The 15,117-nt window shown below is 35.1% G+C and carries 12 protein-coding genes; 10 read left to right on the forward strand and 2 right to left on the reverse strand.

Annotated elements, in window-relative coordinates; translation table 11 throughout:
• Positions 1 to 144: 144 nt before the first annotated feature.
• Positions 145 to 1,119 (forward strand): polyprenyl synthetase family protein, encoded by a 975-nt coding sequence (locus E0Z07_RS07590; RefSeq protein WP_006257422.1) that lies wholly within the window; start codon positions 145 to 147, stop codon positions 1,117 to 1,119.
• Between the two features lie 12 nt (positions 1,120 to 1,131).
• The gene (locus E0Z07_RS07595) at positions 1,132 to 1,479 is read left to right on the forward strand and encodes a hypothetical protein (RefSeq protein ID WP_006257421.1); all 348 of its coding nucleotides are present in this window, start codon (positions 1,132 to 1,134) and stop codon (positions 1,477 to 1,479) included.
• 57 nt (positions 1,480 to 1,536) lie between these two features.
• On the opposite strand, the gene E0Z07_RS07600 is transcribed toward E0Z07_RS07595, so the two are convergent.
• The gene (locus tag E0Z07_RS07600; RefSeq protein ID WP_006257420.1) at positions 1,537 to 2,112 is read right to left on the reverse strand and encodes a hypothetical protein; all 576 of its coding nucleotides are present in this window, start codon (positions 2,110 to 2,112) and stop codon (positions 1,537 to 1,539) included.
• A 114-nt stretch (positions 2,113 to 2,226) separates the two neighbouring features.
• On the opposite strand from E0Z07_RS07600, the gene E0Z07_RS07605 reads away from it, so the two are divergent.
• The 8 genes from E0Z07_RS07605 (at position 2,227) to dgt (ending at position 13,785) form a co-directional block, all read left to right on the forward strand.
• Positions 2,227 to 4,998, forward strand: a complete 2,772-nt coding sequence (locus E0Z07_RS07605) for a 2-oxoglutarate dehydrogenase E1 component (RefSeq protein WP_006257419.1) — start codon at positions 2,227 to 2,229, stop codon at positions 4,996 to 4,998.
• 50 nt (positions 4,999 to 5,048) lie between these two features.
• Complete coding sequence (gene odhB / locus E0Z07_RS07610) at positions 5,049 to 6,269, forward strand: 2-oxoglutarate dehydrogenase complex dihydrolipoyllysine-residue succinyltransferase (protein WP_006257418.1); 1,221 nt, start codon at positions 5,049 to 5,051, stop codon at positions 6,267 to 6,269.
• A 388-nt stretch (positions 6,270 to 6,657) separates the two neighbouring features.
• The gene (locus E0Z07_RS07615; protein ID WP_006257417.1) at positions 6,658 to 7,635 is read left to right on the forward strand and encodes a ribonucleotide-diphosphate reductase subunit beta; all 978 of its coding nucleotides are present in this window, start codon (positions 6,658 to 6,660) and stop codon (positions 7,633 to 7,635) included.
• Positions 7,636 to 7,662: 27 nt separating this feature from the next.
• Positions 7,663 to 10,056 carry a ribonucleoside-diphosphate reductase subunit alpha gene (locus tag E0Z07_RS07620; protein ID WP_006257416.1) on the forward strand — a complete coding sequence of 798 codons (2,394 nt, stop codon included), beginning with the start codon at positions 7,663 to 7,665 and terminating at the stop codon, positions 10,054 to 10,056.
• An 83-nt stretch (positions 10,057 to 10,139) separates the two neighbouring features.
• Entirely contained in the window at positions 10,140 to 10,364 is a 225-nt protein-coding gene (locus tag E0Z07_RS07625) for a hypothetical protein (protein WP_006257415.1), read from the forward strand.
• A 125-nt stretch (positions 10,365 to 10,489) separates the two neighbouring features.
• Positions 10,490 to 11,569, forward strand: coding sequence for a hypothetical protein (locus E0Z07_RS07630; protein WP_131540534.1), 1,080 nt, complete (start codon positions 10,490 to 10,492; stop codon positions 11,567 to 11,569).
• Between the two features lie 138 nt (positions 11,570 to 11,707).
• Positions 11,708 to 12,424, forward strand: coding sequence for an AAA family ATPase (locus E0Z07_RS07635; RefSeq protein WP_006257413.1), 717 nt, complete (start codon positions 11,708 to 11,710; stop codon positions 12,422 to 12,424).
• A gap of 14 nt (positions 12,425 to 12,438) precedes the next feature.
• On the forward strand, positions 12,439 to 13,785 hold the full coding sequence (gene dgt / locus E0Z07_RS07640) for a dGTP triphosphohydrolase (protein ID WP_131540535.1): 1,347 nt from the start codon (positions 12,439 to 12,441) through the stop codon (positions 13,783 to 13,785).
• An 87-nt stretch (positions 13,786 to 13,872) separates the two neighbouring features.
• Here the strand turns inward: dgt and E0Z07_RS07645 are convergent, their stop codons facing one another.
• Positions 13,873 to 14,871: a hypothetical protein gene (locus E0Z07_RS07645; RefSeq protein ID WP_131540536.1), complete on the reverse strand. Its 999-nt coding sequence runs from the start codon at positions 14,869 to 14,871 to the stop codon at positions 13,873 to 13,875.
• Positions 14,872 to 15,117 lie beyond the last annotated feature (246 nt).

Below are 15,117 nucleotides of genomic sequence, written 5' to 3' on the forward strand. Positions count from 1 at the left end.
CAATTGCCATCCTGTATAGTGAAATAAGAAGGAGGTAGACAGAATGATATTTATACGTAAGCATTAGTGATAACCGTTTAAAAAAGGCATATAGATGATTATCTTCGAAAAAAACACGTATTTTTACACAAAATAATTTAAGTAATGCAATCAATAGTTAAGTATAAAGAGCAGATTTCTGAATTTATAGATTCAATTTCTTTATCAGGTACTCCAAAGGAACTTTACGAACCGATATCATATATATTATCATTAGGGGGAAAACAAATTCGACCAGTATTGACTTTAATGGCAGCTGATGTTTTTGGTATTGATCCTAAGAAAGCCATTCACGCAGCTACGGCTATCGAATTATTTCACAACTTCTCTTTAATGCATGATGATATCATGGATGATGCTCCACTGAGAAGAGGGCATCAGACGGTACATGAGAAGTGGAATACCAATACGGCTATCTTGTCAGGGGATGCGATGTTGATATTAGCATATCAGTACTTTGAAAACTATGAGAGCGATACGTTCCGTGATTTAGCGAAACTATTTAGTAAAACGGCTATTGAAGTATGTGAAGGACAGCAATGGGACATCTGTTTCGAGAATAGAAATGATGTGAGTATTCCAGAGTATATTCAGATGATTAAGTTTAAAACTGCAGTACTAGTAGGAGCAGCCTTAAAGATGGGAGCTATCGTAGCACGTAGTAGCCAGAAGAATGCTGAGGATATCTATGACTTTGGTATTAACTTAGGGATTGCGTTCCAGTTACAAGATGATTATCTTGACGCATTCGGTGATGCAGCTACATTTGGTAAACAAGTGGGAGGTGATATCTTAGAAAACAAAAAGACATTCTTATATCTAAAAGGAGTAATGAATGCAAATGAATCACAACGTGAGGAACTAGTAAACTATTTCTCTAGTACAGAACAGAATGCAGAGGAGAAAGTAACTCGTGTGAAAGAGTTGTTTATAGAGACGGGGTCTGCGAGTGATTCTAAAAACTTAATCGAGGAGTACACGATTAAAGCATTAGCTATCTTAGACCAAATGGATATTGCGGAAGATAAAAAACAGCAATTGAGAACATTTAGTCATGAACTAATGGATAGAAGAGTATAAACAGACTAGGTCATGATAGAAGAGGCTGTACTGTATATAGAACAGAAGGTAGGTGAGTATAATCTACTGGGAGAATTAGTAAAGCAAGTCGAGAAAGACTTCCGTATGACTGTGGATCCTTCTATAGAGATAGTGGCAGACACCCCTTCTAAGTTAGTCTATGAAGTTTACAATCAGTTGCATAAAATAGTCACACAGACTTCAGTGTCTAAGTTCTCTAGTCTACTGTATAGAATAGATATCGCTGAGGCAGATATCAAGGCTATTAAGAGTGTAGATATAGAGGATTACTTAAAGCAAGTGACTTTTCTAATCCTAAAACGAGAATATCAAAAGGTGTATATACGAAGTACACTGTAAGTATAAAACAGAAGAAGTACCTCATAAGGGTACTTCTTCTGTTTTATACTATAATGGTTAGAAGTAAAATCTAACGAAAGGCATATAGGCACTTCCATACACCATGTCTTTTTCTTTATATAGGACATTGTATCGAACACCGATTGTAACAGGTCCGTTACTGTATCCAATACCTAAGAATAAAGCAGTGTTCCAGAAGTTGTCATCTAGTTTTTCTCCTGTGTGATACTTATAGGTGTTGTTTACTCTTAGTTGTTCTAATTCTGCCGAAAGTTGTATTTCAGGTATAGGATTTGACAGTGCGATTATACTACCTCCGTATAACCAAGAGTTGTATTCTTTAACACTACTGTTGTAGTAGCTTCTGTTTTTACTGCTGATATAGCTTCCTTGTAGTCCTACACCTGCTGCAAAATAAGGGTTAACCTGGTATAATGCACTCGGAGCAACCATCACATCAGTGTAACCACTTCCGAAGCCAACTCCAAGGCCTCCACCAAATTTCCACCTTTTATTAAAATCATAATTTTTGGAGCTATTTCCTTGATCTTGTGCAAGAATGGAAAAAGAGCCACCTAAAAAAAATGATATTGATAAAAAAAACAGTAAATAGTTGATGTTAAATCTTTTCATTTCAATTTTATAAAATAATTATAAGATAAAAATAAGCAAAAGTTTATAGTTTTGTCATAAAGAGTTGTATTTTTGTAGATATAATATTTAAACAAAAGGTCTTTAGACGAAATTATGGATAGATATTCCTTTTTAAATGCGGCACACACTGCATTTTTTGCAGATTTATATGATCAATATTTAGAAAGCCCAGATAGCGTAGAGCCAAGCTGGAGAGCTTTCTTTCAGGGATTTGACTTTGCAAATGAATACAATGGTGGGCCTGTTGAGCAATTATCACAAGCTTATACGTCAAGTAATAGTGTTGGTGTAGATAGTTCAGCGCAGTTAGGGCAACTTCAAAAGGAGTTTGCTGTATTAAAATTAATTGACGCTTACAGAACTTATGGGCATTTATTGACTAAAACAAACCCATTAAGAGACAGAAAAGTAGAGCATCCAGATTTGAGTTTAGAGAAGTTTGGTCTTTCTCAAGCAGATTTGAATGTTAATTTTGAGGCTGCAAAAACAATACAACTACCAACTACTACATTGGGACAAATCATTGCCCAATTAGAGAAAATTTACTGTACTACATTAGGTATTGAGTACAAGTACATCACTGATGAAGCTGCTGTACAATGGATTCAAAATCATTATGAGGCTACAGAGGCAAAATTTGATAGTGAAGAGAAGAAAGAAATTCTGCACAAGTTAATTGAAGCAGTTTCTTTTGAGAACTTCCTAAACACAAAATACGTTGGACAAAAACGTTTCTCACTAGAAGGTCTAGAAGCTGCAATACCAGCGATGGACTTTATGATGGACGCTGCTGCTGAAAAAGGAGTAGAAGAGATCGTAGTAGGGATGGCACACCGTGGACGTCTTAATGTATTAGCTAACGTATTCCATAAACCTGCACAAGATATCTTTGCTGAATTTGACGGTAAAGATTATGATGCTGTTGAAGGTTTTGACGGAGACGTTAAGTATCACTTAGGTCTTACATCTACACGTAAGACTCGTTCTGGAAAAGAGATCCATGTTAACTTAACTCCTAACCCTTCTCACTTAGAGACTGTAGGGGCAGTTATCGAAGGTATCGCTAGAGCGAAACAAGATACTATCTTTGTAAACGAACCATCTAAAGTTTTACCTATCGCTCTTCACGGAGATGCTGCAATCGCTGGACAAGGAATTGTTTATGAAATTGTACAGATGGCTAAACTTAGAGGGTATAAGACAGAAGGTACAATTCACATTGTATTAAACAACCAAGTTGGTTTTACAACTAACTATTCTGATGGTCGTTCTTCTACTTATTCTACAGATGTTGCTAAAGTAACTCAATCTCCTGTATTACACGTTAACGCTGACGATACTGAAGCTGCAGTAAGAGCATTCTTATTCGCTTTAGATTACCGTATGCATTTTGGTACAGATGTATTTATTGACTTAGTTGGATACCGTAAATACGGACACAACGAGGGAGATGAACCAAAGTTCACTCAACCAATCTTGTACAAGTTAATCTCTAAACACCCTAACTCTCGTAATATCTATAACGCTAGATTATTAGAGGATAAAGTGGTAGATGATGCTTTCGTTAAATCTTTAGAGAAACAATATAAAGATGCTTTAGAACAAGAGTTAAGCACTTCTCGTGAAAAAGAATTTGCTAAGGTTAGAACATTTATGGAAGAGAACTGGGATGGATTCCACATCGCAGGTCGTGACAAAATGGTAGCTGACTACGACACTAAAGTTTCTAAAGAGAAATTAACTGCAATTGCTGAAGTAATTACTGCATTGCCTGGTGATAAAAAATTCATCAATAAGGTGACAAGACTTATCGGAGATAGAAAAGCTATGTTCTTCGAGAAAGATGCTTTAGACTGGGCTATGGGTGAGTTATTAGCGTATGGTACATTATTGACAGATGGATACGATGTGCGTATGTCAGGTCAAGATGTAGAGCGTGGTACATTCTCTCACAGACATGCTGTAGTGAAAACAGAAGATACAGAAGAGTCAATCATTTTATTAAACCAATTAAAAGAGCAAAATGGTCAAATGAGAATATTCAACTCTCTATTGGCTGAGTACGCTGTTTTAGGTTTTGAGTATGGTTATGCATTGACTAATCCTAATACATTAACTATCTGGGAAGCACAGTTCGGGGATTTCTCTAACGGAGCTCAGATTATGATGGATCAATATATCTCTGCTGCTGAAGATAAATGGAGCAACCAGAACGGTATCGTGATGTTATTACCTCACGGATATGAAAATCAAGGTGCTGAACACTCTTCTGCTAGATTAGAGCGTTACTTACAGTTATGTGCTGAAAGTAATATGTTCGTAACGAATGTAACTACTCCAGCTAACTTCTTCCACTTAATGAGAAGACAAATGATCACTGACTTTAGAAAGCCATTAATCAATATGTCTCCTAAGAGTTTATTAAGACACCCAGCTGCGGTATCTTCTATCAGTGACTTTACAGATGGTAAATTCCAATACGTGATAGACGATGCTAATGTAAATGCTGCAGATGTAAAATCAGTAGTATTGTGTAGTGGTAAGTTCTACTACGACTTAGTAGCTAAGCGTGAAGAATTAGGTAGAAAGGATATTGCATTTGTTCGTATCGAACAATTATTCCCATTACCAATCGAGCAAATTGCTGAGGTATTAGCGAAGTATACTAATGCAGACGACTTCGTATGGGGTCAAGAAGAGCCACGTAACATGGGTGCTTATGGGCATATGTTAATGAACTTTGACTTGAAACCATTGCGTTATGCAGGTAACCAAGCATTTAGTGCACCAGCTTCAGGAAGTTCTGTACGTTCTAAAAAACGTTATGCAGAAGCTATCGCTAAAGTGTTCGACAAGAATTTATAATAGAAAAAAACGTATTTTTACATAACAATATTTAATTAAAGCATATACAGATGAGCATCTTAGAAATGAAAGTTCCTTCGCCAGGTGAATCAATTACTGAAGTTGAAATCGCTACATGGTTAGTAAAAGATGGAGATTACGTTGAAAAAGACCAAGCTATTGCTGAAGTAGATTCAGATAAAGCAACTTTAGAATTACCAGCTGAAGAAAGTGGTATTATCACTTTAAAAGCAGAAGAAGGTGACGCTGTTGCTGTAGGGCAAGTAGTTTGTTTAATCGATATGAGTGCTGCAAAACCTGCAGGAGGTGCTTCTACAGAAGCTAAACCAGCTCAAGAGGCTCCTAAAGCAGAAGCTCCTAAAGCTGAACCTGTGCAAGCTGCAGCTACTACTTATGCTACTGGAAGTGCATCTCCAGCTGCTAAGAAAATTTTAGATGAGAAAAGCATCAATCCTGCTACTGTAACTGGTACTGGTAAAGATGGTAGAATCACTAAAGAAGATGCAGTAAACGCAAAAGCTTCTATGGGTACACCAACTGGAGGACCTAGAGGAGAAGAGCGTAAAAAAATGTCTATGTTACGTCGTAAAGTAGCTGAGCGTCTAGTGGAAGCTAAAAACACGACTGCTATGTTAACTACTTTCAACGAAGTTAACTTAACTAACGTAAACAAATTAAGAGCTGAGTATAAAGATGCTTTCAAAGCTAAGCATGGTGTAGGATTAGGATTTATGTCTTTCTTCACTAAAGCGGTTACTCGTGCATTAGAATTATATCCAGACGTGAACTCTATGATCGATGGTCAAGACCAAATCAAGTTTGACTTCGCTGATATCTCTATCGCTGTATCAGGACCTAAAGGTCTAATGGTGCCAGTAGTGAGAAATGCTGAGTTATTATCTTTCCGTGGTGTTGAGGCTGAAATCAAGCGTTTAGCTATCAGAGCTCGTGATGGACAAATCACTGTAGATGAGATGACAGGTGGTACATTCACTATTACTAATGGTGGTGTATTCGGATCTATGTTATCTACTCCAATTATCAACCCTCCACAGTCTGCTATCTTAGGTATGCACAATATCATTGAGCGTCCTATCGCTGTAGATGGAAAAGTTGAGATTCACCCAATGATGTATGTGGCGTTATCTTATGACCACAGAATCATCGACGGACGTGAGTCAGTAGGTTTCTTAGTAGCTATTAAAGAGGCTTTAGAGAACCCAACTGAATTATTATTAGGTAATAATCCTAAAAAAGCTTTCGAACTTTAGTAGTTAGAAACTTTTGAAATATATGAAACGGCAACTATAAATAGTTGCCGTTTTTTTATATTATATTTTTAGATAGTATGACTTTTTGTGCAAAATACTTAATCTACATTTTACAGTAAGTAATGTATGAATTAACTAAGTGGATTAGGTCTCTCATCCCTTAATGGTAGTAGGGTGAGGCTGTTTGGTGTAGTAATATTTTTTTTGTAAGATGTTGTAAATTAGTTGTTTGTGTAAGTTGTTGATTGTTAGTCATTGTTAATAACTTGTACCATTTGTGAATAACTAGGTTGTACACTAATTTTTTATAGAGCAAAAAAAACATCATATTTGTAAAAGAGAGGGAGAATTCTCTCGTGATATTTTAATCTTTTATATTCAATATAGTATGGCTGTTCAAGAACCAATTTTAACTGAAAACAAAAATAGATTCGTAATATTTCCTATCAAACATCATGATATTTGGGATTGGTATAAGAAGATGGAAGCTAGCTTTTGGACAGCAGAAGAGATTGATTTGCATCAAGATTTATCTGATTGGAACAATAAGCTAAATGAAGATGAACGTTATTTTATCAAACATATTCTTGCTTTCTTCGCCGCATCTGATGGTATAGTGAATGAAAACTTAGCAGAGAACTTCGTGAATGAGGTACAATACGCTGAGGCAAAGTTCTTCTATGGATTCCAGATTATGATGGAGAATATTCACAGTGAGACTTATTCTCTGCTTATCGATACATATGTGAAGAATGAGGAAGAAAAAGATAGATTATTCAGAGCTATAGAGGTATTCCCTGCTATTATGAAAAAAGCAGAATGGGCGCTGAAGTGGATAGAGTCTGATTCGTTTGCAGAGCGTTTAATCGCCTTTGCAGCTGTAGAAGGTATCTTCTTCTCAGGAGCGTTCTGTTCTATCTTCTGGTTGAAGAAAAGAGGGCTTATGCCAGGTCTTACTTTTTCAAATGAATTAATATCTAGAGATGAGGGAGTACACTGTGACTTCGCAGTACACTTACATAATCACCACTTGATTAATAAAGTTCCTAAAGAACGTATTAGAGAGATCTTAGTAGATGCTTTAAATATAGAAAGAGAGTTTATTACAGAGTCTCTACCTGTTAGTTTGATTGGTATGAACTCTACGTTGATGACGCAATATTTAGAGTTTGTAACGGATAGATTATTAGTGGAGTTAGGTTGTGCAAAAGAATATAATGTAGGTAATCCTTTTGACTTTATGGATATGATCTCTCTACAGGGTAAGACAAACTTCTTCGAAAAACGAGTGTCTGAATACCAAAAAGCAGGGGTGATTTCTAAAGAAGAAGGAGGTAATAAGATTAGCTTCGACGCAGATTTTTAATTGTTAACTTAAAAAGGAAAAGAGTAGATGTACGTAATAAAAAGAGACGGAAGAAGAGAGCCTGTAAGTTTTGACAAGATTACAGACCGAATTAGAATACTGTGTTATGAATTAAATGAGTTCGTAGATCCTGTAAAGGTAGCGATGAGAGTTATCGAAGGATTATACGATGGAGTAGCTACTTCTGAATTAGATAATCTGGCAGCAGAGACAGCAGCTTCTATGACTGTAACACATCCTGACTATGCGCTGTTAGCAGCTAGAATAGCAGTATCTAATTTGCATAAGAATACTAAAAAAGTCTTCTCAGAAACAGTAGAAGACTTATATAGATATGTTAACCCTCGTACAGGACAGGAAGCTCCACTTATCGCTGACGATGTGTATGAGGTAATTAAAAAGCATGGTGAGAGATTAGATTCAACTATTATCTATCAACGCGATTTTAACTATGACTACTTTGGCTTTAAAACATTAGAACGTTCTTATTTATTAAAGCTTAATGGTAAGATAGTAGAGCGTCCCCAGCATATGCTTATGCGTGTAGCTGTTGGGATACACTTAGATGATATTGATTCTGTTATAGAAACATACGAATTGATGTCTAAGAAGTATTTTACACATGCTACGCCAACGTTATTTAATTCAGGAACACCTAAGCCTCAGATGTCATCTTGTTTCTTATTAACAATGAAAGATGATAGTATTGAGGGAATATATGATACCTTAAAACAAACTGCTAAGATTTCTCAATCGGCTGGAGGTATAGGTCTATCTATTCACAATGTACGTGCGACAGGATCTTATATCAGAGGGACGAATGGTACTTCTAATGGTATCGTGCCTATGCTACGTGTGTATAATGATACGGCTAGATATGTAGACCAAGGTGGTGGTAAGCGCAAAGGTAGTTTTGCTATTTACCTAGAGCCATGGCATGCAGATGTATTTGACTTTATCGAATTGAGAAAAAACCACGGTAAAGAAGAAATGCGTGCACGTGATTTGTTTCTTGCTCTATGGATCAATGATCTATTCATGCAACGTGTGGAGGCTGATGAGAAATGGACTCTAATGTGTCCTAATGAGTGCCCTGGCCTTTGTGATGTGTATGGAGAGGAGTTCGAACAACTTTATCTGAAGTATGAGAATGAAGGTAAAGGTAGACGTACAATCAAGGCACGTGAGTTATGGGAAGCTGTTCTAGAGGCTCAGATAGAGACAGGAACACCTTATATGCTTTATAAAGATGCGGCTAATGCGAAGTCAAATCAGAAGAATCTAGGTGTGATTAGATCATCTAATTTATGTACTGAGATTATGGAGTACACTTCTCCAGATGAAGTAGCGGTATGTAATCTAGCGTCTATCTCATTGCCAATGTTCGTAGAAGATGGTCAATTTAATCATCAGTTCTTATTTGATGTAACGAAGCGTATTACACGTAACTTAAATAGAGTTATTGATAGAAACTATTATCCTGTAGAAGAGGCGTATAATTCTAATATGCGTCATAGACCTGTGGGATTAGGAGTACAAGGATTAGCAGATGCATTTATCATGATGAGAATGCCGTTCACTAGTCCAGAAGCAAAGCAATTAAACCAAGAGATATTCGAAACGATATACTTTGCAGCTTTAACTGCTTCTATGGAAATGGCTAAAGAGGAAGGAGCATATTCTACGTTTGAGGGATCACCTATTTCTAAAGGAGAGTTCCAATACAATATGTGGGGTGTGAAAGATGAAGAATTAAGTGGAAGATGGGATTGGGCTTCTTTGAGAAAAGAAGTAATGGCTAGTGGAGTGAGAAACTCTTTATTATTAGCGCCTATGCCTACAGCATCTACTTCTCAAATCTTAGGAAATAATGAGGCATTCGAACCTTATACATCGAATATCTATACTAGACGTGTGTTATCAGGAGAGTTTATTGTTGTAAATAAACATTTATTGAAAGACCTTGTAGAGTTAGGTCTTTGGAATGAAGATTTAAAACAAGAGATCATGCGTGCGAATGGTTCTATCCAACATATTGATTTTATACCTGCTGATATTAGAGAATTGTATAAAACAGTATGGGAACTTAGTATGAAAGATATCATTGATATGTCACGTCAACGTGGATATTTCATTGACCAGTCTCAATCTTTAAACTTGTTTATGGAAGGAGCGAACTATGCTAAGTTAACCTCTATGCATTTCTATGCGTGGAAGTCAGGGTTAAAGACAGGAATGTATTACTTGCGTACGAAGTCTGCTGTAGATGCGATTAAGTTTACTTTAAATAACGAGAAGAAAACTAATCCAAATGCTATAGAAGAAGTAGAGCAGGTGTCTGTAGAAGACTATCAAGCGATGTTACAGCGTGCTAGAATGGCTGCTAATAATGATGAAGATTGTGAAATGTGTGGTTCTTAAAGAACATACTTTATTGATATTAAAAGGTAGTTCTCTGAGCTACCTTTTTTGTTGTATCTTTGTACCATTAACAGTTATATACTATGTCTAAAGAAACTAAAAAAGGTATTTTTAAAGGAGCGATAGAGAAAGATGCTAAAGGAAATTATTTCTGTGGGCCTTATTTATTAGATTACCAATATACAGAAGCAAACTTCAAAGTAGGTGATGTGATTAGCATTAAGAAAGCTATTGCTAACCCTAGTAATATGAGTAGAGAAGACTACCCAATGAAGTCAATGAAGTTCTTCTTAGCAGGTGAAGAATAAGATTATAGAGACGGAGTTATACCAGAACTATAGATAAGAATAGGTAAGGAGTGATGAATAGTCACTCCTTTTTTTGTTTATGTTCTGTAAGATAATCGTTATATTTACTGTTAAAGAAATAAGCTATGAGAAAGATATTCTCTATTGTAGGAGGATTGTTATTATTGGGGATTGGTGTTTTTGTGTATCAGAATTATTATCAGGAGAACAACTACCCTTCTAAACCTAAAGTTGTAAAAAATAGTAATCGTATCCGCACTATAATAGATGAGAAAGATATAGGATTAGATATATATTATCTAATCAAACAAGATAATGGAGAAGATATAAGAATAGATCATGTATATTATTATGATGTAGTCGCTCCTGATTATTCTAGTGAGAATTACATTCGTTTTACAGATAAAGACAGAGAGTTAGTTGGTTTGTATAATGATAAAGGAAAAGTGGTCATAGAACCTATATATTCAGGGTTAACCAAAGTGCATAATGGTATGCTATATGCTCTAAAAGGTGCTGTAAAAGATAATATAGGGAGGAATGGTGATAGACATAATGTACTTCTAGGAGGAGATACCTATCTTTTAAATACTAAAGGGGAGGTATTAATTGAAGATATGCTTGAACCTCATATTGATTTAGATATGTTTAGTTTAAAAATTACTGATGAACCTTTAGAAGATAGTTATTATGTTAGCCTAAAGGGTGTAAATGGTAAGTATTATAACTTCGTCCAATTAGAGAAGTATTTGCAGTATTTCACAGAACAGGTATTCTTACCAAGTACAGAAGGAAGTAAATGGGAGAAGTATCTATCAGATAATCTGAAAGTGAACTTAGAAGTAGAGAATGATAATATAGGTAATTATATAGTCATCGATAAAAAGGAATTGTTAGAAGATAAGAGGGAACTAATAACTCAAGCATTTGACTTAGTAAGAACGGGAGATAGCAGTCGTTATCACATTGATTATTATATAGAAGATGGAGTGATCACTGATGATACAGAAATCACATCTGAGCAAGACAGAAAGTTATATTTAGATGAAGAAGGCAAATGGAGAAGTGCTGAGTTTCCTGCGTTTAGTGTAAATATAAAGGAAGTTAAAGATAAACAGACGAGATCAAATCACTTTGATTTCTATAGAAATAAAGATGGCGGAATGACTCTTTATCAGATTACTATTCGCGCTCGTTATTTCTAATCAAGGCGGAATGGTTTTATTTAGGGGATTAGTTGTGAATATACTAAAATGTTCTTTTTTTCTCTTTTCTGGAGGGGTTAATCGAGGAATATAAGCAGTATATTTGTGGATTAACACACAACAAATTTATTGTTTAATATGAGTTCTTTATATTATATAGATCGCACTAAGATTTCTTTAGACGATGTCATGTTTAATGACAACGTAAAAGCTGAGATTACTCAATTTCTAAAAGAGTATAAATACCGTGATATACTGATGAAGTATAATCTACCTGTTAGTAATAAGATATTACTTTATGGTAAGACAGGATGTGGTAAGACCATGACAGCTAAGGCTATTGCTAAACATTTAGATAAGAAACTTATCATTGTTAATCTTGCTACTATTGTTTCTTCCAAGCTAGGAGAAACGGCTAAGAATATTGAGAGTTTATTTAAAGAAATTCAATACGAGAGTTCTGTCCTATTCTTTGATGAGTTTGACTCATTAGGCCAGATTAGAGATTATGACAATAAGGATAACAGTGAGATGAAACGTGTAGTGAATGCTATCTTACAGTTAATAGATAATCTACCACAGAAGTCTATTCTTATGGCAGCTACGAATCAGATACACATGATCGATGAAGCTTTAGTTAGACGCTTTGAGTTACAGTTAGAATATACAGCTCCGAATAAAGAGGCTCTTGACTTCTATTACGATAAGTTGCTAAAGGAATATCCAGAAGAGTATAGAACATTAACGAGAATATATGACGTTTCTTATGCAGAGGCAAAGAATCATGTATTCAAAACAGTAAAAGATAATATTATAAATAGCCAATTATTATTAGAGGCTGATCAAAATAACTAGTTGAACATTTGCTTATGATGAAATGGGAAAAGTTACTATCACTAAAGAAGTATGGTGACACTTTTGTTAGAAATAGATTAGATGAACTAGAGACTCGTATAGGGTTTGAGGTGGACTATGATAGAATCATCTTTTCATCACCATTTAGAAGTTTACAAGATAAAACACAAGTAATCCCTCTGTCTAAGACGAACTTTGTTCACACTAGATTGACACATAGTTTAGAAGTGTCTGTGGTAGGACGTTCTTTAGGTAGAATAGTAGGTTCTAGTCTTTTAAATAAATATACTTATTTAGCAGAAGAATACGGATATACAGTAAATGACTTCGGGGCTATAGTAGCAGCGGCTTCATTAGCACACGATATCGGTAATCCTCCATTTGGGCACTCAGGTGAACGCGCGATAGGTGATTTCTTTAAACGAGGATTAGGAGCTAAGTATAGAGATCAGGTAACAGATAAGGAGTGGCAAGACTTGATTGACTTTGAAGGTAATGCAAATGGTTTTGCTATACTGACGAAGAGTCGTCCTGGTATGGCAGGTGGTTTGAGAATCTCTTATGCTACTCTAGGAGCTTTTATGAAGTATCCTAAAGAGAGTTTGCCTAAGAAATTGACTAGAGATATCTCAGATAAGAAATATGGCTTCTTTCAAGAGGATAAAGAGGCATTTATTGATGTAGCGAATGAGTTAGGTCTTATATCTAAAGGCGATCGTACTGAAGCAGCTTATTTTAGACACCCTTTGGCTTTCTTGGTTGAAGCAGCAGATGATATATGTTATACTATTACTGACTTCGAAGATGGTATTAATCTCGGATGGATACCAGAAGAGCACGCTCTAGAGTTTTTAATCAAGATTGTTCAGAATAGTATTAATCCACAGACTTATGCTCAGTTAGCTTCTAAAGAGGATAGAGTAAGTTATTTAAGAGCATTAGCTATTGGTAGTTTGATTCAAGATGTGTCAAGAGTATTCTTAGAGAATGAAGATAAGATACTAGCAGGTGAGTATCCTTATGCCTTAACGGAGAAGTGTAGTTATATCGCTCAGATGAAAGATATTCTTTCTGTGAGTATTAATAAGGTGTATCAGAGTCGTGAAGTGATAGAGAAAGAGATAGTAGGATATAAAGTGATCAATGCTTTATTAGAAGCGTTTACTTCTGCTGTTAATAATGTATATTATGGAGAGGAGAGTCAGTATGATCTATTGATTATGTCTCTATTACCTGATAAGTATAGAATAGAGAGTGATAGTGTGTATATACGCTTAATGAATATATGTCACTTTATCTCTATGCTGACTGATGGTAAGGCTTTAGAGCTATATAATATGATCAAGGGAAACGATAGATAAGATTATATCGATTATAATATATCAAAAAGAGGTAATAGTATTCAACTATTACCTCTTTTTTTAGCTTAAAATATCTGTGAAATTAAATTACTCTCTTGTAGTAGGTATCCAAAGATGTGCGTATTTCATCATATCTTTTTCCCAAACTTTATCAGCTTCAGGAGCTTTGATTTCTTTAGCTTCTTCTATAGTCTTACCTACGATATCACCTTTACTACCAGCTACAGAATTACCTCCGTCTTTAGTAGCAATGGCAAAAGTTGCTTTAGAACCATCTGTAGTAATATCTTTTACGTATACAGTAAGGAATTGTCCAGTTCTTCCTGAATAATAACCAGTAGAACCAGTTACTTCATAGATTATTTGTCCTTTAGTTTCATCTGTAGCTACTTTTTTAAGTGTAAATGATGCTGAATCACCGAAACCATTCCCCATATTTGCTCTAAAAAGGAAAGCCTCATCTTTATCATTTAGTTTAAAAACATACTGAGCTTTTGGTTTGTTGTCGTTGTCTAAGATAACTTCAGAACCATAAACTCCTTTTAGTTTATCCATGTTCTGTACCTTCTCTTGCTCTTTGTTTAATTGTAACCAACCAAACTTCATGCTTCCATGAGGATTGTCAGCTTTAATTGTAATATTTCTAGTTGTAGTTTTCTTATCAGTTGGATATGCAGTATTTACTGCTTCACTTTCAGTATCAAAAGTGTAATCCATATGGATTTGTACACCATTTTCTGTTTGTTCTCTAAAGAAGAATGTTTTATATCCTTTACCATCTTTAGGAGTAGTTACAGCTTTGATAACATTAGCTGTGTTTTTATAAACTTTTACTACATTATAAACTTCATTTGTTGCCTGATCATTATCAGCAAAGAATATAGTAATCTTATCTGATTCAAATTTAAATGGCAATGGCATTGTTGGTGTATGTGGGAATACATAATAACCAGTGATAGGTAATGATGTACCAACCTCTACTTGATCTTTTTGTTCTGGTCTGATGATTTCGTTATCATCACTAGAACAACTCGTCAACAAAAATGCAGTGATTGCAAATAACGAAAGTACTTTTTTAATCTTCATTTTTAATAAGTTAGATTGTTTAATTATTTAGAACAAATGTAAATAAAATATCTAATTCTACAATAGTTATTTTTATTTTGTCTAAATAATTAATATTAAGTACTGATTTATAGTTTGTTATGTTGTTTTAGGGGATGGTCTTTATTGTAATGAATCTAAATAAAATAGATAATCTAAAGAGCTTTATTAGTTTTTTTGAAGAGCAAAGAAAGTAAGGAGGTGAGATGCGAGACTATAGTGCACAAA

Source organism: Myroides odoratimimus (genome assembly GCF_004337635.1).
GTDB lineage: Bacteria > Bacteroidota > Bacteroidia > Flavobacteriales > Flavobacteriaceae > Flavobacterium > Flavobacterium odoratimimum.